Below are 21,159 nucleotides of genomic sequence, written 5' to 3' on the forward strand. Positions count from 1 at the left end.
GTCAGTCACCCAGATAACGCTGGCGCCTGAACCACCAGACCAGGCCGATCACGACGCAGGTCATCAGCCCCAGCGCGACCCAGAAACCCACGGGGGAGTGGATCAGCGGCAGGCCGTCAAAGTTCATGCCGAAGACCCCGGTGATCAGGTTGAGCGGCAGGAAGACCGCGGTCAATACCGTGAGCGTGCGCATGATGCCGTTGGTGCGGCTGCCTTGCGCCGAGAAATGCATCTGCACCGCGCTCTCGGCCGAGCTTTCCAGCCGGCGCACGTGACCGAGCACACGCTCGATGTGCTCTTGCACGTCACGCGAGCGCACGCGCAACAACTCGCGTTCACGTGCGGCAACCGGCTCAGCCGGTATGGGCCATTCTTCGAGAGCATCAATCCATTCTTGAACGGCACTGCGTTGGTCTTCGCAGGTATCTTCCAGCATGTGCAGGGTGTTGCGAGACTCCAGCAACGCCTGCCAGTTGGTGAACTGGTTGCGGTTGCTCAGCAGTTCCTGCTGCAAGTAGCCGAACTGTTTGGTCAGCAGCCGGCGCAGGTCCAGGTAACTGTCCACCATGTGGTTGACGATGCGCAGCATCAGGTCGGCCGGGTTGGGCGGCAGGCGCGACGTGCTGCCTCGGCCTTCATGGCGCATGCCGGGCGCACCGTCCATGCCTGGCTCGTGCGCTGCTGACGGGGGCAGGGCGTTGTCATCGGTCTGGGCATCCTCGTTGGTGCTGCCTGCTTGCGCCGCCTCACTGGCGTAGCTCGGCCCTTGCGCCAGCGCGGCCACGTCGTGCAGATCCTGTTGCCGCTGATCATGTCGTGGCACGTGCGGGATCATCTGGCTCAGGCGCGCTTCAAAGAAGTCGCGTACCGAGCAGTCTGCCGGGTGCACGGTCAGCAGCACACGGTCGAACAAGGCAAAGCCCACCGGGCTGGTGTCGATGGCAGCCATGGCCTGCCTGGCGCTGGACGCCGTGCCGCGGTCTTCATCGAGGAACAGGCGCGCCGTGCCATGGCCCGCAGCCAGCCGACGGAACACCAGCAGGTCGTACCAGGATGTGTAGTCGTACTGCGAGGGTAGTTGCGGGTTGAGCAGGTCGGCAATGTGCAGGTCAACCAGGGTGCCGCCAGCCAGTCTTTGCAAATGCTGTTGCACCTGGGGCAGTTGCACCTCGAACACGCGCCGGCTCGTGGTAACCCACAGGAATCCCTGGGCCGGCAAGGTCTTGGGCCATTCGGGCAGTTCGATGAAGTTGTCGTTGATCAGGAAAAAGCGCACTACGGGCTCCCGCGTCTCCAGCCGAGAGCTTATGCGATTTGGCTGGGCACCCCCTCGATCGGTGCGCCCATGTACGTCCGTTTGTGTGCCTGTTTGTGCCCGACGGCGATCAGCCGCGCAGTTTTTCTGCTGCGTCCAGTGCGAAATAGGTCAGCACGCCATCGGCGCCGGCACGCTTGAAGGCCAGCAGGGATTCCATCATCGTGGCGTCGTGGTCCAGCCAGCCGTTCTGGGCTGCAGCCTTGATCATGGCGTACTCTCCGCTGACCTGGTAGGCGAAGGTGGGCACGCGGAATTCATCTTTCACGCGCCGCACGATGTCCAGGTAAGGCATGCCGGGCTTGACCATGACCATGTCGGCGCCTTCGGCGATGTCCAGCGCCACTTCGCGCAAGGCCTCGTCGGTATTGGCCGGGTCCATCTGGTAGACCTTCTTGTTGCTCTTGCCCAGGTTGGCTGCCGAGCCCACGGCATCACGGAAGGGGCCGTAGAAGGCGCTGGCGTATTTGGCGCTGTAGGCCATGATGCGGGTGTAGATCAGGCCTTGCGATTCCAGCGCGCTGCGGATGGCGCCAATGCGGCCGTCCATCATGTCGCTGGGGGCGACGATGTCCACGCCAGCCTCGGCTTGCACCAGAGCCTGGCGGGTCAGCACCGCCACGGTTTCGTCGTTGAGAATGTAGCCCGTGTCGTCCAGCAGGCCGTCCTGGCCGTGGGTGGTGAAAGGGTCGAGCGCCACATCGGTCATCACGCCCAGTTCAGGAAAACGTTTTTTCAGTTCGCGCACGGTGCGTGGCACCAGGCCTTCCGGGTTCAGGGCTTCCTGGCCATCGGGGGTCTTCAGGCTGCCGTCGATCACGGGGAACAAGGCCAGCACGGGCACGCCCAGTTCGAGGCAGCGCTCGGCGGCGGCAAACAGCGGGCCACGCCCCAGGCGCGATACCCCCGGCATGGAGGAGACGGCCTGGCTGCCGTCGTCCTGGTCCAACATGAACACGGGGTAGATCAGATCCGCAGATGTGAGCGCATGCTCACGCACCAGCCTGCGCGAAAACTCATCCTTGCGTAAACGACGAGGGCGGTGGTGCGGGAAGTGCTGCGAAAAAGTCATTTCTGTCCAACGTTAAAAATCTGTGAAGGAATGCAAAGCGCGCAAAAAAACACCATTAAAAGCGGTATTTCCGGACATGGGCTAGAGACATGGCCCGTGATCCCCCCTATAATCAATCCTGAATGATACGCCGCAAGGCCTTCATTCCCTGCTTTTCCTCCCTGAGCAGGTGCCTTACCGTGATGACAGCGTTAAGGCTTGAAAGCCCCGGCCTGTGCCGGGGCTCTTTTTTTTCCAGAGTTGGCTTTTTGAGGGCTTCCTGCCCTCGCTGCTGTTCATAATTCCGCCATGAGCAACGCCTATCTCTGGGTCAAGGCCCTGCACATCATTTTCGTGGCCAGCTGGTTCGCCGGGCTGTTCTACCTGCCCCGGCTGTTCGTCAATCTGGCCATGGTGCCCTCGGACAGTCACGCAGAACGGGAGCGCTTGCTGCTCATGGCTCGCAAGCTATACCGCTTCAGCAACATGTTGATGACATTGGCGCTGACTTTTGGTCTGCTGCTCTGGCTTTACTTTGGCATGGGCAAGGGGCCGGGGCAAATCTGGCTGCATCTGAAGTTGATCCTCGTCATAGCGGTGGTGGGTTATCACCATGTTTGTCGCAAGCTTTTGCGGGAATTCGAGGGCTTGAGCAATCGGCGCAGCCACAAGTGGTTCCGTGTGTTCAACGAGGTGTCGGTGCTGCTGTTCGCGGCCATCGTCTTCCTGGTCGTGCTCAAGCCGACGATCGGTTGAGCCACTGCGGGCAGTTTGTCCAGATGTCTGTGCATCGCAGCTCCGCCTGGCCACTGACGTGGGTGGCGATTGCCCTCATCGTGTATGCCACGTTGCATCCGTGGAGCGGCTGGCATTGGCCTGAAAGTCAGGTGTTCCGCTGGGTGTTGCCCAAGTTGGGCATTGAGGTGGCCAATGACCTGATGGCCAACATCCTGGGTTATCTGCCCTTCGGCCTGATCATGTGCGTGGCCCACCTGCGCAGCGGGCGTGGGCCTGTGGTGTCTGCCTTCTTGACGGTGTTGTCGGGCTCGGCCATGTCATATGCGCTGGAGCTGACTCAATTCGCGCTGCCCTTTCGGGTGCCGTCCATCACCGATTGGATGCTCAATACTCTGGGCATGGCGTGGGGCGCGCTGGCTGCGCTGACCATCCATGCCTTGGGTCTGGTGGATGTGTGGCACCGCTTGCGTCAACGCTGGTTCATTGCGCAGGCGGGGCACGGCCTGGCCCTCTTGTGGATGTGGCCGCTGGGTTTGCTGTTCCCGCCCCCTTTGCCCCTGGGTGAGGGGCAGTTGTTGCCGCGTTTGCGCGTCATGTTGATGGAGGCCACGCGTGACACGCCCCTGCAGCAGTGGATTCTGCCGGCTGATCCCTTGACCATGTGGTCGACCTTTCATTCGTCGGTGGCCTCGTCAAGCTGGGCGCCTGTGATCGAGTCTCTGACCACCGCGGCGGGCCTGTTGGCCCCGGTGTGTGTGGCCTGCGCCGTGGCGCGCCCGCGCTCCTTGCGTGTCATCTTGCTGACGGGCCTGGTGTTGCTGGCCATTGGTGTGACGGCGTTATCGACCGCCCTGAACTTCGGCCCCGTTCACGCCTTTACCTGGTTGACCCTGCCCGCCGTCGTCGGGATGTTGCTGGGGGCTTTCGGGGCCGTGTTCCTGGTGGATCGCAGCCGCACAACGTGTGCCGTACTCGGTGTGTTCGTTGTGATTTCCTTGATCGGGCTCATCCATCTGGCGCCGCTTGATCCTTACTATGCGCAGACGCTGCAGGCCTGGGAGAACGGGCGCTTCATCCGTTTCCATGGCCTGGCGCGTTGGTTCGGCATCCTGTGGCCCTATGTGGCCTTGGTCTGGTTGATCGGTCGTTTGTGGGGGCATGAAGCCCAGGAGCCTGCTGCGGCAGTGTGAATTTTCTAGAATGCAGACATGAGTTATTACCAGCGCCACATCTTTTTCTGCCTGAACCAGCGCATCAATGGCGAGGCCTGCTGTGCCGACCATGCCGCCAAGGATGGGTTTGACCACTGCAAGCGCCGCATTGCCGATGCCGGTGAGAACGGGCCGGGCAAGGTGCGCGTCAACAAGGCGGGGTGCCTGGACCGCTGTGCCGGTGGGCCTGTGGCGGTGGTCTATCCGGAAGGGACTTGGTACACCTTTGTCGACAAGGCTGACATCGACGAGATCGTGGACCGCCACCTCATCAAGGGTGAAGTGGTCGAGCGCCTGGTGTTGCCGCCTGACGTGGGGCGCTGAGCATCATGCTGGGACGCCCCGCCTCCAGCACCATCGACGGGCCGGCCGGCCTGCTTGAGGTGGTGGTTGAAGCCCCCGCGCACAGGCCGCCCCTCGGCCTGGCCGTGATTGCCCATCCGCATCCCTTGATGGGCGGCACGATGGACAACAAGGTGGTGCACACCCTGGTGCGCGCCTTTGTGCTGGCGGGCTGGCGGGCGGTGCGTTTCAATTTCCGCGGTGTCGGCAAGTCTGAGGCCAGTTGGGACGAGGGGCGCGGCGAGTCGGTCGATATGATGGCGGTGCTGGGGCATTTCCAGAGCGATCCGGCCTTGCGTGGCCTGCCCGTGGCGCTGGCTGGTTTTTCGTTTGGCGGTTATGTGGCGGCTCAGGTGTATGCCCGCCTGGCCCAGGCTGCGGCCAACCAGCCTGCCATCCAGGTGCCGGCCCAACTGGTGCTGATCAGCCCTGCTGTGTCCCGTTTCGATGTGCCGCATGTGCCGCCTCACACCCTGGTTGTCGAAGGCGAGCAGGACGATGTCGTGCCCCTGAGCAGTGTGCTGGAGTGGGCCCGGCCGCAGGCGCTGCCGGTGACCGTCGTGCCGGGGACGGGGCATTTCTATCATGGTCAGTTGTCGCGCTTGCGCGAGATCGTGCTGCGCCATTTGCTGGCCGATGCGGCCGTTCGTGCACAGGGCGGGGCCCAGGCGGTCAGCGCGGCCGGGAGCGAGTAAGCTCGCGGTTTTTCTGCCGTCCTTGCCCGCCCCGGGCGCCTTGTATTTGGTCCTGACGGCACCATATCGCTTCCATGACTCCTGTCCTGATGTCTCGCCGGTTGACGCTGGCCGTATCGATGCTGGCGCTTGCCGGCGGTTTGTCGTCGGGCGCGCAGTCTGCGCAGTCCGTCGATGCCCGCGCGGCCGTGGCCGCGCCTGCGGGTGGCTTTTTCGCCGCGCCCGCCGCGGCCATGCCCTTGCCGCCGGAAGTGGCCGCCCGAGCCTTCATCCTGCAAGACATGGGCAGCCGCCAGACGCTGGCTGCTCGCAACGCCGATGCGGCGGTCGAGCCAGCCTCCATGACCAAGCTGATGACGGCCTACATGGTCTTGCAGGCAGTGCAGGCGGGCAAGTTGCGGTTGGATCAACCGCTGGCGATTTCAGATCGCGCCTGGCGCACCGGGATGACGGGCGCTTCGCGTTCTTTTCTGGATGTGGGCAGCAAGGTTCGGGTGGATGAGTTGCTCAAGGGCATGTTGGTCCAGAACGGCAACGATGCGGCCGTGGCCCTGGCCGAAGGCGTGGCGGGCTCGGTGGATGCCTTTGTGGGCATGATGAACCGCCAGGCGCAGGTGATGGGCTTGAAGGCAACGCATTTCCTCAACCCGGAAGGCCTGAGTGCCAGGGGGCATGTCAGCACGGCGCGCGAGTTGTCACTCATCGCGGCGCACCTGATCACCGACTTCCCTCAGATCATGGGCTATGCCAGCCTCAAGGAATACAGCCACAACGGGTATCGCCAGGTCAGCCGCAACCTGCTGCTGTTTCGGGATCCTTCTGTGGACGGCTTGATGACGGGCTACACCGAGGCCGCCGGCTATGGACTGATCGCCACGTCCCGCCGGACGGTGCAGGGCGCCGAACGGCGTCTGCTGAGCGTGGTGGTGGGGGCGGCATCGCCCGAGTCGCGTGCCATCGAAAGCCAGAAGCTGCTCAACTGGGGCTACAGCGCCTTTGATGTCGTCAAACTGTTTGACGCCAACCAGAGTGTGACCAGCGCCCAGGTGTGGAAGGGGCAGGCCTCAACCGTGCGGCTGGGGCGTCCAACACCCCTGATGGTGGTCGTGCCGCGCGGCCAGGCCGGCGCCATCCAGACCAGCCTGACGCGCAACGACCCCTTGCTGGCCCCCCTGGCTCAAGGGCAGACTGTGGGCACGCTGACCATCAAGCTGGGCACGCAGGCCTGGCAGAACGTGCCCCTGCAGACGCTCGAAGCCGTGCCCAGTGCGGGCTGGCTGGGCCGCGCCTGGGATGCCATTCGCCTGGGTATCAAGTAAGCTCGCCCCCGTTTTGACCGGATTTCGCAGAAGAAGGAGGCCGACATGAGTCAGCCAGATCACACGCCCGCCAACCCCTACATCCCGCCGGAGCAGTCGCTCATCGAGTACCCGTGCGCCTTTCCCATCAAGGTGATGGGCGCCCACCACGAAGCCTTCGTGGACGCGGTGGTGGCCATCGTGCGCGAACACGATCCGGCGTTCGATGCGGCCACCATCCAGCGTCGGCCCAGCAGCAGCGGCAATTACCTGGGGCTGACCATCACGGTCACCGCCACGAGTCGCCCTCAACTGGACAATATCTACCGCAGCCTGACCTCCCACCCGATGGTCAAGTACGTGCTGTAAAGACCGGCTGAGCCGCCGCTCTAACGGCTGGCGGTAAGCCCCCGTGCGGGATGTCACGCCCGCCGCATACAATCGATTGGTTTTGGCCGGCGCGCCTGTCGCTTTTGTTGAGCGAGGTGCCTCGGCCCTTTGTTTGAAGGAACTTGCCGTGTTTATTTCCGAAGCCTATGCCCAGGCCGCCGCTCCCGCCGCAGGCGCACAGGGTGGTTTGATGAGTTTTCTGCCGCTGGTGCTCATGTTCGTCGTCTTGTACTTCGTCATGATTCGCCCGCAGATGAAGCGCCAGAAAGAAACCAAAGCCATGCTCGATGCCCTGGCCAAGGGTGATGAAGTGGTCACCCAGGGCGGCGTGATCGGCAAGATCACCAAGATCGGTGAAACCTTTGTCAGCGTGGAAGTGTCCAACGGCGTCGAACTGCAACTGCAGCGCGTGGCCATCGTTCAGGTCCTGCCCAAGGGCACCTACAAATAAGAACACAGCGCGAGCTGGCTGTCAGTCGAGGATTTCATGAACCGCTATTCCTGGTGGAAGTACCTGATCATTGCCGTGGCCCTGTTCATCGGCCTGATCTACACCTTGCCCAACTTCTTTGGCGAGGCGCCGGCCGTGCAGCTGTCCAGCGGCAAGGCCACGCTCAAGCTCAATGCCGAGTCGGTGGCGAAGGTGGAAGCAGCCCTCAAGGCTGGCGGTCTGACGGCTGACTTTGTCGAGTTCGATGGCAGCTCGGTGCGGGCCCGTTTCAAGGACACCGACACCCAGCTCAAGGCCCGCGACATCATCACGCGCGCCTTCAACCCGGACGCGACCGATCCGCACTACATCGTGGCGCTGAACCTGCTGTCGCGCTCGCCGGCCTGGCTGCGCGCCATGCATGCCCAGCCCATGTACCTGGGCCTGGACTTGCGCGGTGGCGTGCACTTCCTGATGCAGGTGGACATGAAGGCCGCACTGACGCAGAAGCTGGAAAGCCTCAGCGGCGACATGCGCACCCTGTTGCGTGACAAGGACATCCGCCACAGCGGGATCCGACGCGATGACCAGGCTGTGATTGTGCGTTTCCGTGACGACGCGGGGCGCAAGGCAGCCCGAACCCTGCTCACCGACAGTTTGCCGGATCTGCTGTGGATCGATGGCACCGACGACTCCGGTGACGTGACCCTGGTTGGCAAGCTGAACCCGAAGTCCGAGCGGGCTATCCAGGAGCAGGCCCTCAAGCAGAACATCACCACCTTGCACAACCGGATCAACGAGCTGGGCGTGGCCGAGCCCGTGATCCAGCAGCAGGGGCTGGACCGTGTTGTCGTGCAGTTGCCTGGCGTGCAAGATACCGCCAAGGCCAAGGACATCATCGGCCGCACCGCCACACTGGAGGTGCGCATGGTGGATGACGGCACCGAGGCGCAGGCAGCCTTGAGTGGGGCGGGCGCTGTGCCATTCGGGACGGAGCGCTATCTGGAACGTGGCGGCGTGCCCATCATTGTCAAGCGTCAGGTCGTCCTGACGGGGGACAACCTGACCGATGCGCAAGCCGGTTTCGACGAAAACCAGGAGGCTGCTGTTCACCTGACGCTGGACGCCCGTGGTGCCCGCATCTTCCGTGACATCACGCGCGAGAACATCGGCAAGCGCATGGCCATCCTGCTGTTCGAAAAGGGCAAGGGCGAGGTCGTGACGGCCCCGGTGATCCGTGGCGAAATCGGTGGTGGCCGCGTGCAGATCTCCGGTCGCATGAGCACCGAAGAGGCCAGTGACACTGCGCTGCTGCTGCGCGCCGGTTCGCTGGCTGCGCCCATGGAGATCATCGAAGAGCGCACCGTCGGCCCCAGCCTGGGCGCAGAAAACATCGCCCAGGGCTTCAACAGCCTGATCTACGGTTTTGCCGCGATCGCTGTATTCATGGTCTTCTACTACATGCTGTTTGGCGTGTTCTCTACCATCGCGCTGTCGGTCAACCTGCTGTTGCTGGTGGCGGTGCTGTCCATGCTGCAAGCCACGCTGACGCTGCCTGGTATCGCTGCTATCGCGTTGACGCTGGGTATGGCCATTGACTCCAACGTGCTGATCAACGAGCGGGTGCGTGAAGAGTTGCGCAATGGCTCGGCGCCGCAATCGGCCATCGCGGCTGGTTACGAGCACGCCTGGGCCACGATCCTGGACTCCAACGTGACCACGCTGATTGCCGGGCTGTCCCTGCTGGCTTTTGGCTCCGGCCCGGTCAAGGGCTTTGCCGTGGTGCATTGCCTGGGCATCCTCACCTCCATGTTCTCCGCCGTGTTCTTCTCGCGCGGTCTGGTCAACCTCTGGTATGGCCGTCAGAAGAAGCTCAAGAGCGTGTCCATCGGGCAGGTCTGGAAAGCTCAGGAATAAAAGGGAGTACACACCATGGAATTTTTCCGCATCAAGCGCGACATCCCCTTCATGCGCCACGCGTTGATCTTCAACGCGATCTCTTTCCTGACCTTCGCGGCCGCAGTCTTCTTTCTGGTGACGCGAGGTCTGCATCTGTCCATCGAGTTCACCGGTGGTTCGCTGATTGAGGTGCAGTACGCGCAGAGCGCTGACCTGGTCAAGACGCGTACGGCCATCGAGAAGCTCAACTACGGTGAGGTTCAGGTCCAGAACTTCGGCTCGTCGCGTGACGTGCTGATTCGCCTGCCTTTGCGCGGCGGCATGAAGCAGACCGAGGTCGTGACCAAGGTGTTTGGGGCACTGTGCCAGGCTGAGTCTGGCCAGATCGTCAACAAGGACACGGACAAGGGCCCCGCTGAAATCTGTGAAGCCGCAGGTGGCGTGCAGCCCGTGACCAAGCAGCGCAGCGAATTTGTCGGCCCGCAGGTCGGTGACGAACTGGCTCGCGACGGCGCCCTGGCGCTGGCCGTGACCGTGCTGGGCATCATGATCTACCTGGCGCTGCGCTTCGAGTGGAAGTTCTCGGTGGCTGCCATCATCGCCAACTTGCACGACATCATCATCATCCTGGGCTTCTTCGCCTTCTTCCAGTGGGAGTTTTCACTCTCCGTTCTGGCTGCCGTGCTGGCTGTGCTGGGTTACTCGGTGAACGAATCGGTGGTGATCTTTGACCGGATTCGTGAGACTTTCCGGCGGTTCCGCAAGCTGAGCACCGCGGAGGTCATCGACCACGCGATCACCAGCACCATGAGCCGCACCATCATCACGCACGGCAGTACCGAAATGATGGTGCTGGCCATGCTGATTTTTGGTGGCCCCACGCTGCACTACTTCGCGCTGGCCCTGACCATCGGCATTTTGTTCGGCATCTATTCGTCGGTGTTCGTGGCCGCGGCCATTGCGATGTGGCTGGGCGTTAAACGCGATGATCTGATTAAAACGGGCAAAAAAGACCTCGATCCCAACGATCCACACGCTGGTGCCGTGGTGTAGAGTCTTTGGCAGTTAGTTGAATAACCAGATCGGCCGGGGATGGCGAAGTAACCCGGTCGGCTGAACGGCTGCCAATCACATGACTGTTGGTTCACACCGCGCGCTGGCCCTGACAGCTCGCGTCTGCTTTCTGGAGTCCCTGGCCAAAGGCGTTGGTGCTTTGGTGCTGGGCTCTCTTGAGGGCGCCAAGGTGCTGGCCAGTCAGTCGGCGGAGCCTGCATTGAGGTTGCGCCGCCAGGATCTGGTCCTGGATCTGCCTCGCGCCATCTCGGCATGGCAGGGTGACATCGACAAGCGCATTCATGATGCTTTGCGCGAATTGCGCACAGGCCGCACGGTCAGCGCCCGAGCGCCCGATGCCGGCTCGCTGAAAGTCGACATCCCCCTGAGCCTGGTGGATGACTGCGACATGGACCGCGAGCTGACGGCATCCCGCTTGTCTCAGGCCGTGTCGGATCTGACCGGCCAGGAATACACCGACCTCAACGCCCGCCTGCAAGCTGTAGGTGGCCAGGTGGACACCAGCAGTAGCCAGGTCGATGTGCTGGGGCCTGCCTGGATGGCCAAATGCGTGCTGGAGGGGTGGCTGACGTCGGGCATGACGATCGCACACTGGGCCACCTTGCAGACGGTGCTCCAGAACGAGGTGTCGCATTGGGCGCAGGAGGCGTATCACCATGCCAACCGTGTCCTGCTGGACCATGGTGTGAGGCCGGAGATCGATCTTCGGCCCTTCATCAGGCGCAGCCGGGATAGCGGTGTGGCGGGGCAAGCCAGGGTGACCATGCCTGGCGGTCTGGGCGGCCCCATGAGCGGCATCTCTGCTGCTGGGGCAGGGGGCGGGGCAGGCTTACGCCTGGATCCCAATGGCAACAGCGGGCTGCAGCCGCTTGGGCGCGCCTATGACGAAACCCAGATGTTGACCCAGACGCCGGGTATGCGTGCCGCCGCACAGCCACAGGTGGTGCTGAGCAAGCTCAATCAGATCGTGGCACGTCAGGTGCCTGGGTTTGCGCCGACCGCTCCGGTGCAGGCGCCTGTGGCGCTCAGCCCGGGCTTGGGGCAAGCCATTCAATCTGTGGGGCAAGCGGTTCGAAGCCATGCCGATGGTCAGGTGGGCGGCGTGCTGACCTCGCCGGCCGCCGCACTGCAGGAGTTGCAGCACAGCAAGCAGGCCTTGAAGCAGGCGGCGTCTACACCCGTCGAGCGCGCCACGATTGAAATCGTCGCCTTGTTGTTCCAGTCCATCTTGCAGGAAGAGCGTCTGCCCGCCACCATTCGCGTTTGGTTTGCCCGTTTGCAGATGCCGGTGTTGCGCGTGGCGGTCAGTGAGCCCGATTTCTTTGCGACCACCAGCCATCCCGCGCGGGTGCTGATCGACCGCATGGGTGCCTGTGTGATGGGTTTCGTCACGGGCTCGCAAGAGCATGACGACGCCTTGCACAAGGAGATCAAGCGCATCGTGCAGGTGGTCGAGGCCTATCCGGATACGGGCCGGCGCGTGTTCCAGACGGTGCTGACCGAGTTCGAGCGCTTCCTGGAAAGCTATTTCCGCGAGCACAACGAGGCCAGCCGCAAGGGCGTCTCACTGGCGCAGCAGGTCGAGCAGCGCGAAACCTTTGCCATCCAGTACACCATCGAGTTGCGCAAGATGCTGGAAGGCATGCCTGTGCACGAAGGCGTGCGCGAGTTCCTCTTCAAGGTCTGGGCCGATGTGCTGGGCCACAGCGCGGTGCTGACCAGCCAGGCCAGCGATGAAACCCGTGCGCTCAAGAAGGCCGCGGCCGATCTGATCTGGTCGGCCAGCGCCAAGACATCTCGCGAAGAGCGAGCCGATGTGCTCATGCGCCTGCCCCCCTTGCTCAAGGCCGTGCGTGAAGGGATGGCCCAGTCCGGCTTGCCCGTGGACAAACAGGACGAGCACATCCAGTCCCTGAATGCGGCGCTGGCCGCGGCGTTCTCTGCCAGATCGGCGGCCTTGTCTGCCGCACACCTGAAGGCGGTGACCGACCGCCTGGCGGCGCTGGACGACGTGTTGCCCGACATCGGCGAGGTTGAGCTCGACGAGCAGACCTTGCGTGATTTGTCTGGACATGAGAGCGATAGCCTGGAGATCGTGGCGGAAGGCGGCACGATGCCGACGCCAGCGATGTTGGGCTGGGCGCGCGATCTGCACGTCGGCTCCTGGTTCAAGCTGGAGTACCGCAACCAGACCGAATCGGTTCAACTGGCCTGGCTGGGCCTGCAAAAGCAACTGATCCTGTTTGTGTCGCCCAGCGGGCGTGGTGTGCTGTTCCAGTTGCATCGCCTGGCGGCCTTCCTGCAGGCGGGGCTGCTCGTGCCTGTTGAAGAAGAGCCCTTGACCACCCGTGCCACGCGTGAAGCGTTGGCCAAGCTTGACGCCGATCCTGCGCGCCTGTTGAGCTGAGCCTGGCCTGTCGCCCTCGGAGCTGCGCTTCCGAGAATTACGACACGAACTGGCTTCTATTCCTTCCACCTCGTGGAATCCCTTCTGTCAGCATTCCGATGTAAGAGTCTCGGAGTGCGGAATGTTTTTTCGTCGCCAGTCAGCAGAAGGTACGCAGTGGGTCACGGTGATCCAGGACGGATCGACTGTGCATGCCGCGCAAGTGGTGTACACGGCCGACGGCCGCCCACGCGTGGACTGGATGTGGCAACACGATGCGCAAGGCATGGACAGCGCTCTGCGCACGCTGCAGGGCGCCAAGCGACTCAAGGGTTGCGCGTTGGTGGGCGTGCTGGACCGTGCGCACTACCGCATGTTGGCCACGGACACGCCCGATGTGGCCCGCGAAGATTGGCGAGATGCCATGCGCTGGCACCTCAAGGAGCAGGTCGATTTCCCGGTGGAAGACGCCGTGCTGGATGTGCTGGAGGTGCCTCAGGCTACTTCGCGCAGCAGCAGCGCCGTGATGACCTTTCTGGTGCCGCGTCTTGACTACTCCACGGTTGAGCTGGCGGCCGATGATCTGGGCCTGAACTGGACGGCCCTGGATGTGCCCGAGACGGCCTTGCGCAACGTTTGTGCTTTGGCAGAAGACGGTGAGAAGGCTCATGCGTTGATGGTCTTCGGTGACAGCCACGGCATGCTGGTCATCACCTTCAAGGGCGAGCTCTTGATGGCCCGCCACATCGAGGTGACCGTGTCTGCGGTGACCGGTGACGAAGAGGTCCGTGGGGCCGCGTTGAGTCGTGCTTCTCTGGAAATCCTGCGCACGGTGGACACCTTCGAGCGCATGCACAGCCAGGTTCAGCTCTCGGGCATGACGGTGGCCTTGCCGCCGGGTTGCGGCGCGGGCGCGCTGGAGATGCTCGCCGAGCTGATTTATGTGCCGCTGCAGCCGCTGGGCTTGTCGGCCTGGTTTGATCTGGAGTTGCTGGGCGGGGATGCCGTGCCGTTCAGCGAAGGCATCACCTTCAGCGAGCTGTGCGTATTGGGTGCCGCCCTGCGCGCGCATCCGGCCTTGCTGGATCGCCCGCAACTGCAATTGCTCGACCCCAACAGCGTGTTGGGTCAGTCTCCGACTTGGGGCGCGGTGCTGGGTGTTCGCCTGGCTGGCGGTGTGCTGGCCCTGGGTACGGCTGCAGGCATAGGGTTGCACGCTGGCGCCGGTGGCTACAACTTGCAAGCCGGCCAGATCGAGCAGGAGATCAACACTTTGCGTATCACGGCTGCGGCCAATCCCCCGTCTCCGATCGTCAAGGAGCTGGAGTCCTTGAGGCAAAAGGATGCGCAGCAGCGCCAGGTGCAGGATGCCTTGCAAGGCAGCATGGCCTGGGCTTCGCAGGGCTACTCCGACTACCTGATGGCCTTGGGCCGTCAGACCCACCCTTCTGTCTGGATCACGGGTTTGAACGTGCACGGTGACGGGCGCGACATCATCCTGAGCGGCCGCACCGATAACGTGGCGGCCATGCCAGCCTATCTGCAGCGCCTGGGCTTGGAGGAGCGCTTCAAGGGCCGCCGCTTTGCGCAGATGGAGATGTCGGCGCTGGCCGGGCAAGACACGGTGGCGGGCGTGGTGCAGTTCACGCTCAAAGGGGTTCGCAAGGACGAGGGTGACACCACCACGCGTGAAGCCGCTTTGCGCGCGGTGGGCAAGATCCCTCCGGAATCGAACAAGGAGGCACCCAAGAAATGAACAGCACCTTGCTTCGTTCATGGTTGCCGCTGATCATGACGCGCTGGCGTCAAGGGCGTCGAATGTTCGATGCCCGCTTGGTCAACGAGCGCCGGTTGATCATCGTGGCGCTGGTCGCGTTTGTCTGGTTCTTGCTGGACTCCGCACTGGTGACGCCGTCCTTCCAACAGTTCAACCAGGCCGCCAAACGCAACAAGGCCGCCTTCATGGCGCGTGACGCCTTGATCGCAGAAGTCCAGAAGCGCAAGCAGGACATGACCCTGAAAGAGGCGGAGGCCTTGCAGGAAATCAGGCAGATCAAAGAACGCATCGAGCGCAGCAAACAAGCTTTGGCGCAACAGCAGGCGATGCTGGTACCCGCGCGGGACATGCGTGGTCTGCTGGAAGGCTTGTTGTCTCAAAGTGGCCGTGTGCAGTTGTCACTCATGCGGACCCTGCCGCCTGAAGAGGTCAAGTTCGCCCCTGTGCCGGGTGTGGCGATCTCGAACGCCTTGTTGTATCGCCAGAGTATGGAGCTGGCCGTCACCGGCGGGTTCATCGATGTGCTGACCTGGTTGCGCAATGTCGAAGCATTGCCACGCAAGCTGTTGTGGGACGGCATGATCCTCAAGACCAACGACATGGGTGAGCTGACCTTGACCCTGCAGGTTCACACCTTCAGTCCGGATCGTGATGCCCTGGAGATCACGCCATGAACAAGTTGGTGCATGTCCACCTCATGGGCCTGGCGGCGTTGGTGGGGGCTTTGTGGTCCCTGGCGGTCGCTGCCGTCGAGCCCGACCTCAAGGGCGTGATGGACCCAACCAGGCCGCCTGCAGGCGTGATGCTCAAGATGACTGGCGAGAACGCCGGGCGCGCCTTGAAGTCCGTCGTGAGCGATGGTCCTGCGGCTGCGGCCTTGGCCGCCATGCCGGCGGCATCTGGTGCCTCGGCTTCGGCGGGCGCGACATCGTCCCCCAATGATGGGTCGGCAGATCGCTGGGCCGTGACCTCGATTCGCATTGACCGGGCCTCCGGCGAAGGCGTGGCCCTGGTTGGTGACGAGCTGGTGCGCGTGGGTGACACCGTGCATGGCATGAAGGTGCTGGGCATCTCCTCCAGCGAGGTCCAGCTCAATGGGCCAGATGGTGTGCGGAAGTTGGTGCTTCCTGATGTGATCGAGCAGAGCAGGGCGAAGCCCGCCCGAGCCGCCAAGCGCGGACGAAAGGAAAAGCAATGAAGTCCTTGCAGACAATCCAGAAAGCACTGGTGATCGGTCTGAGCATGGCTGGATGGGGTCTTTCGCACGCTGCGGATGTCGATGATCAGGCCGTCGGCCGGATGAGCATGAGCCTGAGCCTGAGGCAGGTTGAATCCGTTCTGCATGCCAATCCACCTGGTGCTGGGGCGATCTCGTCGCGGGCTGCGGACGGCCGCTTTGACATTGCCATGCGCAATGCACCGGCTGCCCAGGTATTTGCACAGCTCGGTGCCGGCAGCCAGTACAACATCCTGGTGCCGCCCGATGTCACGGGCAACCTCAGCCTGAGCTTGAAGAACACAACCATGCATGAAGCACTGGAGACCCTGCGCGACATGTATGGCTATGACTATCGCATCACAGGCAACCGCGTTTTCATTTCGTCCAATGCCGTCCAGACGCGGCTGTATCGCATCAACTATCTGCCAGGGCGGCGCGTGGGTTCTTCGGAGTTGAGCATCGCCTCCGCTGCGACAGCCAACACGGGGGGCGGCAACGCTTCAGGCGCAGCATCTTCGGGCTCTTCCAGCGCGTCTGGCTCTGGGGCCAGCGGTGGTGGTGGCAGCGGTGGCGGCAACGGCGGTTCCAGTGCGACATCATCGGTGCGCACAACCTCGGATACAGATTTCTGGAAAGATGTCAGTGATTCGCTGGTGTCCCTTATTGGCAGCAAGGATGGCCGCAGCGTGACGATCAATCCCGGTGCGGGCGTGATCCTCGTTCGCGCTACACCAGCAGAGCTGAGGCAGGTTTCCGAGTACCTGCGGGCCGTGCAGGTCACGATTGAGCGCCAGGTCATGCTGGAAGCCAAGATCGTCGAAGTGCAATTGACGAAGTCTTCAGAGAGTGGCATCAACTGGGGCTTGTTCCGCAGCGATGGGTTCAATGGCGGGCGCCTGGGTGTGGTCGGCATGGTGCCGGGGGTGACACTGGGCTCCTCATTGACCAATGGCAACGTGACCGTGACACCCGGTACGGGGGTCACCTCCAGTGCCACAGGCAAGGGCTTTTATGGCCTGGCCCTGCAGACGCCCAACTTTGCGGCCTTGCTGTCCTTCCTGGAGACACAGGGCAATGTGCAGGTGCTCTCCAGCCCGCGCATTGCGGCGATGAACAACCAGAAGGCCGTGCTGAAGGTCGGTAGTGACGATACTTTCGTGACATCTGTCACCAACAACGTCACCGTGGTCAACAACACCACCGTGAACTCGCCCACAGTAGCAACCAAGACCTACTTCAGTGGCATATCCCTGGATGTGACGCCACAGATTGATGATTCCGGTACCGTGATGTTGCATGTGCACCCGGCCATCAGCGTGGCCACCACCAAGGATTTGTCGCTCAAGTTGGGCGATTCTGGAACCTATCAGGTGCCCGGTGTGGCGATCTCCATCAATGAGACCGACAGCATGGTGCGTGTGCGTGATGGCCAGATCGTGGCCATTGGTGGCCTGATGCAGCACTCTGGCAGCGATAGCCTGACCGGTGTGCCTGGCCTGGGTGAGGCGCCCGTGGTGGGGCGACTGTTTCGCTACAAGAACAACAGCAGCACCAAGCGTGAACTGGTCATCCTGATCAAGCCGACGGTGCTCAGTGAAGATGGTCTGGGCGCTGCCGCGGCAGAGCCTGCGACGCCCCTGTTGAGTGATGCCAGAAATTGAGGTAAGCCATGTCCCGCCCACAAAAATTCAGGCTGGGTGATCTGCTCGTTCAGGACAAACTCGTCACCGAAGAGCAACTGATGATGGCGCTGGGCGAACAGCGCGGCAGCGGCCGCAAGCTGGGCGAGGTGCTGGTTGATCATGGCTGGATCACGGAAGCGCAGATCGCCAAGGCGGTGGCGCGCCAGTTGCGTGCCCCCTATATCGATCTGGCGCATTTCCCATTGCGCCCGGAGTTGGCGCAGTTGCTGCCAGAAGCCCACGCCCGCCGCATGCACGCCATCGTGCTGGATGACCCTCCAAGCGGTTTGATGGTCGGCATGGCTGACCCGACCGATATCTACGCGTTCGATGAAATTGGCCGTCTGCTCAAACGCAGCATCGATCTGGCCGTGATCACCGAGACGCACTTGCACGCCGCGCTCGACCGGGTCTATCACAGCACCGAAGAAATCGAAGGCCTGGCGCGCGAGCTGACCAGTGAGCTGGCCGGTGCCGAGTCGGATCTGGGTGACCTGCTGGGCATGGACTCGACCAGTAATGAAGACGCCCCCGTGGTGCGCCTGCTGTATTCGGTGTTCGAGCAGGCCTTGCGTGTACGCGCATCCGACATCCACATCGAGCCGCAGGAAAAGCAGCTGCGCATCCGCTTTCGCATTGACGGCGTGCTGCACGTGCAGACCGAAGCCGACGCCAAGATCTCCAGTGCCGTGGCCTTGCGGCTCAAGCTGATGTCCGGTCTGGACATCTCCGAGAAGCGCCTGCCTCAGGACGGCCGTTTTGCTGTGCGCCTGAAAGACGGCACGGTCGATATCCGTATCTCGACGATGCCGGCGCAATACGGGGAATCCGTGGTGATGCGTTTGCTCAGCCAGAGCACCGGCATGCTCGATCTGGAAAAGATGAAGATGCCGCCGCGCATGCTCACCGCCTTGCGCAAGGCCATCGACAAGCCCAGCGGCATGATCCTGGTTACCGGGCCCACCGGTAGCGGCAAGACCACCACCTTGTATGGGGCGCTCAATGCCTTGAACAGCACCGAGCGCAAGATCATCACGGTAGAAGATCCCGTGGAATACCGCCTGCCCGGCCTCAACCAGGTGCAGGTGATGGAGAAGATCGACCTGGGTTTCGACCGTGTGTTGCGCGCAGCCCTGCGTCAGGATCCCGATGTGATCCTGGTGGGTGAAATTCGCGACAAGGCCACGGCCGAAATCGGCTTGCGTGCCGCCATGACGGGCCACCTGGTCTTGTCCACGCTGCACACGAACGATGCGGCTTCGACGCCGGCGCGTCTGATCGACATGGGCGTGCCGCGCTGGATGGTGGCGCTGTCGCTGCAACTGGTGGTGGCGCAGCGTCTGGTGCGCACCTTGTGTAGCGCTTGCGCCGTACCACATGAGCCGTCTCCGCAGGAGCTGGTCTGGTTGCGTGGCCAGTTGGGTGACGACGCGGACAACGCCACCTTCAAGTTCGGCAAGGGCTGCCCCGAGTGCAACCACTCCGGTTTCAGAGGCCGAACCGGTGTGTACGAGTTTCTGGAGATGACGCTGGGCTTGATTGATGCGCTCAACCATCCCGAGCCAGGCGTGTTCTCCAAGGCTGCGCGAGAAGCCATGGGGCGCCATACACTGCGTCGTGACGCTGCGCGGCTGGTGGTGGAGGGTCGCACCACGGTGGATGAGGCCATGCGCGTCAGTGCCGAGGTTGATGAATGAGTCGCTTCAGTTATGTCGCCAAAGGCCCGCATGGCAACATCCAGGGCACGCTGGAAGCAGCCTCTGCCTCGGCGGCTGCTAGCGAGATTCAGGCCAAGGGCCTGGTGCCGTTGACCATCAAGCAGGATGGCCCGGTCGCTGCGGCCGCCGCTGCCAGTGCCCCTGTGAAGATGCCGGAGTTCATGCAGCCCAAGGTCACGCAGATGGATGTGATGCTGTTTGCCAAACAGCTCTACACCCTGTTCAAGGCCGGCGTGCCCATTCTGCGGGCCCTGGCGGGTTTGCAGGAAACCACGCAGAACCCGACGATGAAAGTCGTGCTGCAGGACTTGCGTCGCGCGCTGGAAGGTGGGGTGGACTTGTCCACGGCCATGGCGCAGCATCCCAAATGCTTTGACGGCTTTTTTGTGGCCATGGTCAAGGTGGGCGAGTCTTCAGGTCGCCTGGAAGAGATCTTCCTGCGACTGGCTCAGCATATGGAGTTCGAGATGTTCATGCAGCAGCAGGTCAAGTCTGCGCTGCGCTACCCCAGCTTCGTCATCATGGCCATGACGGCCGCGATCGGTGTGATCAACGTCATGGTGATTCCGGCCTTCTCCGGTGTGTTCAAGGGGCTGGGCGCGGATCTGCCTGTGCCTACCAAGATCCTGATGGCCACGTCGGCGTTTTCCATCGAACACGGGTGGTCGATCCTGATCGCCGCAGTGCTGGCCTTTTTCGTCTGGCGCAAGTGGGTCAAATCGCCACAAGGCAAGCCGGTGTGGGATCGCTTCCTGCTTCGCATGCCCATCGTGGGGCCCATCGTGACCAAGGCTTCGCTGGCCCGTTTCACGCGCGCCTTTGCCTTGTCCTTGCGAAGTGGTGTGCCCCTGGAGCGCGCCCTCATCGGCGTGGCTCAGACTGCCGACAACGCCTATCTCACACAGCAGATTGACTCCATGCGAGAGCGCATCATGCGTGGCGAGTCACTGGCGCACTCCGCGGCAAGTGCCGGCGTGTTCACACCCATGGTGCTGCAGATGATCGCCATTGGCGAAGAGACCGGCATGGTCGATGAGTTGCTCGATGAGGTCGGGGAGCTCTACAGCGAGGACGTGCAGTACCTGCTCAAGACCCTGTCTCAGCAGATCGAACCCATCCTGATTGTTTTCATGGGCGGGTTGGTGCTGGTGCTGGCGCTGGGCGTGTTCCTGCCGATGTGGAACATGGGTGGCGCGGCCATGAAGCATTGAGCCAGTGCATTTGTGCACGAAAGCCCCAAACGTGAGAACTAGTTCCGCTTCAGGGGTGTATTGGATGTTTGCTTGATTTCTGTTTGGGCCACCATCTGGTAACCGCGCGATCCACACCAGGTTGTAACAACCCTAAAGTTTGAATGGGGTGGGTCGAAAAGTGAACAAACGTGCATTTATCTACAAGCCGGGATGCACGACAGGTACCCGGGCCAACGTGAACATGCAAGAGGTAATAGGTATGAAACGCTCGCAAACCGGCTTCACCATGATCGAGCTGATTGTGGTCATTGTCATTCTGGGCATTTTGGCGGCGACGGCGTTGCCCAAGTTTGTGGATCTGCGCAGCGATGCCGTGTCATCGGCTGGCAATGGCATGGCTGGCCAACTGGGTAGCGCCATGTCGATCAACTATGCCGGTTGCCAGGCCAACAACAACGTGGCGGCCGCCAACAAGTGCGTCACCATCAACAACTGCAGCCAGGCCGCAACCTTGCTGACGGGCGGCGCCTTCCCGACCAACGGTACCACCACCTTCTCGGTGGCGGCCGCATCCCTGACAACCACCAACGGTTCGACCGCCAACTGCACCCTGACGGCCACCAACGGTACCACCACTGCCACAGCGACCTTCACAGGCGTGGCAGCAGGCAACTGATGCGTGAGTGTGTGGGCCTGATTGGCGTCGCCAGCCAGGTCTTCGCGTTCGCTACTGAAGCTGCG

Annotated in this window: 19 protein-coding genes; 17 read left to right on the forward strand and 2 right to left on the reverse strand. The window is 62.5% G+C overall.

All coding sequences use genetic code 11. The features are described from left to right. Position 1: 1 nt before the first annotated feature. Complete coding sequence (locus HY836_RS18310) at positions 2-1,276, reverse strand: magnesium transporter CorA family protein (protein WP_290679224.1); 1,275 nt, start codon at positions 1,274-1,276, stop codon at positions 2-4. Positions 1,277-1,385: 109 nt separating this feature from the next. Next, on the reverse strand, positions 1,386-2,387 hold the full coding sequence (gene hemB / locus HY836_RS18315; RefSeq protein ID WP_290679227.1) for a porphobilinogen synthase: 1,002 nt from the start codon (positions 2,385-2,387) through the stop codon (positions 1,386-1,388). A 288-nt stretch (positions 2,388-2,675) separates the two neighbouring features. Here hemB and HY836_RS18320 point away from each other — a divergent pair, with 288 nt between their 5' ends. The 17 genes from HY836_RS18320 to HY836_RS18400 all read left to right on the forward strand — a co-directional run bounded on the left by HY836_RS18320 (position 2,676) and on the right by HY836_RS18400 (position 21,094). Continuing rightward, positions 2,676-3,122, forward strand: coding sequence for a CopD family protein (locus HY836_RS18320; RefSeq protein WP_290679230.1), 447 nt, complete (start codon positions 2,676-2,678; stop codon positions 3,120-3,122). Between the two features lie 23 nt (positions 3,123-3,145). Next, positions 3,146-4,294 carry a VanZ family protein gene (locus HY836_RS18325; protein WP_290679233.1) on the forward strand — a complete coding sequence of 383 codons (1,149 nt, stop codon included), beginning with the start codon at positions 3,146-3,148 and terminating at the stop codon, positions 4,292-4,294. A gap of 18 nt (positions 4,295-4,312) precedes the next feature. Further along, on the forward strand, positions 4,313-4,639 hold the full coding sequence (locus HY836_RS18330; RefSeq protein WP_290679236.1) for a (2Fe-2S) ferredoxin domain-containing protein: 327 nt from the start codon (positions 4,313-4,315) through the stop codon (positions 4,637-4,639). A gap of 5 nt (positions 4,640-4,644) precedes the next feature. Next, a complete protein-coding gene (locus tag HY836_RS18335; RefSeq protein WP_290679239.1) occupies positions 4,645-5,352 on the forward strand; it encodes an alpha/beta hydrolase in 708 nt (235 codons plus the stop codon). Positions 5,353-5,426: 74 nt separating this feature from the next. Beyond that, a complete protein-coding gene (locus tag HY836_RS18340; protein ID WP_290679241.1) occupies positions 5,427-6,671 on the forward strand; it encodes a D-alanyl-D-alanine carboxypeptidase family protein in 1,245 nt (414 codons plus the stop codon). A 45-nt stretch (positions 6,672-6,716) separates the two neighbouring features. Beyond that, complete coding sequence (locus HY836_RS18345; protein ID WP_290679244.1) at positions 6,717-7,019, forward strand: DUF493 family protein; 303 nt, start codon at positions 6,717-6,719, stop codon at positions 7,017-7,019. A gap of 148 nt (positions 7,020-7,167) precedes the next feature. Beyond that, entirely contained in the window at positions 7,168-7,491 is a 324-nt protein-coding gene (gene yajC / locus HY836_RS18350) for a preprotein translocase subunit YajC (protein WP_290679402.1), read from the forward strand. A 36-nt stretch (positions 7,492-7,527) separates the two neighbouring features. Then, a complete protein-coding gene (gene secD / locus HY836_RS18355; protein WP_290679247.1) occupies positions 7,528-9,387 on the forward strand; it encodes a protein translocase subunit SecD in 1,860 nt (619 codons plus the stop codon). 15 nt (positions 9,388-9,402) lie between these two features. Further along, positions 9,403-10,422: a protein translocase subunit SecF gene (secF, locus tag HY836_RS18360; RefSeq protein WP_290679250.1), complete on the forward strand. Its 1,020-nt coding sequence runs from the start codon at positions 9,403-9,405 to the stop codon at positions 10,420-10,422. A gap of 79 nt (positions 10,423-10,501) precedes the next feature. Further along, positions 10,502-12,850 carry a DUF1631 family protein gene (locus tag HY836_RS18365; RefSeq protein ID WP_290679253.1) on the forward strand — a complete coding sequence of 783 codons (2,349 nt, stop codon included), beginning with the start codon at positions 10,502-10,504 and terminating at the stop codon, positions 12,848-12,850. Between the two features lie 121 nt (positions 12,851-12,971). Beyond that, the gene (locus tag HY836_RS18370; protein WP_290679256.1) at positions 12,972-14,585 is read left to right on the forward strand and encodes a hypothetical protein; all 1,614 of its coding nucleotides are present in this window, start codon (positions 12,972-12,974) and stop codon (positions 14,583-14,585) included. Further along, positions 14,582-15,280 (forward strand): hypothetical protein, encoded by a 699-nt coding sequence (locus HY836_RS18375; protein WP_290679259.1) that lies wholly within the window; start codon positions 14,582-14,584, stop codon positions 15,278-15,280. Before HY836_RS18370 ends, HY836_RS18375 begins: the two co-directional genes overlap by 4 nt. Continuing rightward, entirely contained in the window at positions 15,277-15,804 is a 528-nt protein-coding gene (locus HY836_RS18380) for a hypothetical protein (protein ID WP_290679261.1), read from the forward strand. The genes HY836_RS18375 and HY836_RS18380 overlap by 4 nt, the downstream gene beginning before the upstream one ends. After that, entirely contained in the window at positions 15,801-17,486 is a 1,686-nt protein-coding gene (gene mshL / locus HY836_RS18385) for a pilus (MSHA type) biogenesis protein MshL (RefSeq protein ID WP_290679264.1), read from the forward strand. Before HY836_RS18380 ends, mshL begins: the two co-directional genes overlap by 4 nt. 8 nt (positions 17,487-17,494) lie before the next feature. After that, positions 17,495-19,204 carry a GspE/PulE family protein gene (locus HY836_RS18390; RefSeq protein WP_290679267.1) on the forward strand — a complete coding sequence of 570 codons (1,710 nt, stop codon included), beginning with the start codon at positions 17,495-17,497 and terminating at the stop codon, positions 19,202-19,204. Further along, a complete protein-coding gene (locus HY836_RS18395) occupies positions 19,201-20,436 on the forward strand; it encodes a type II secretion system F family protein (RefSeq protein WP_290679270.1) in 1,236 nt (411 codons plus the stop codon). The genes HY836_RS18390 and HY836_RS18395 overlap by 4 nt, the downstream gene beginning before the upstream one ends. 241 nt (positions 20,437-20,677) lie before the next feature. Beyond that, positions 20,678-21,094, forward strand: a complete 417-nt coding sequence (locus tag HY836_RS18400; protein ID WP_290679273.1) for a type II secretion system protein — start codon at positions 20,678-20,680, stop codon at positions 21,092-21,094. The last annotated feature ends 65 nt before the right edge of the window (positions 21,095-21,159 follow it).

It is taken from the genome of Aquabacterium sp. (genome assembly GCF_016234775.1).
Lineage (GTDB): Bacteria > Pseudomonadota > Gammaproteobacteria > Burkholderiales > Burkholderiaceae_C > Aquabacterium.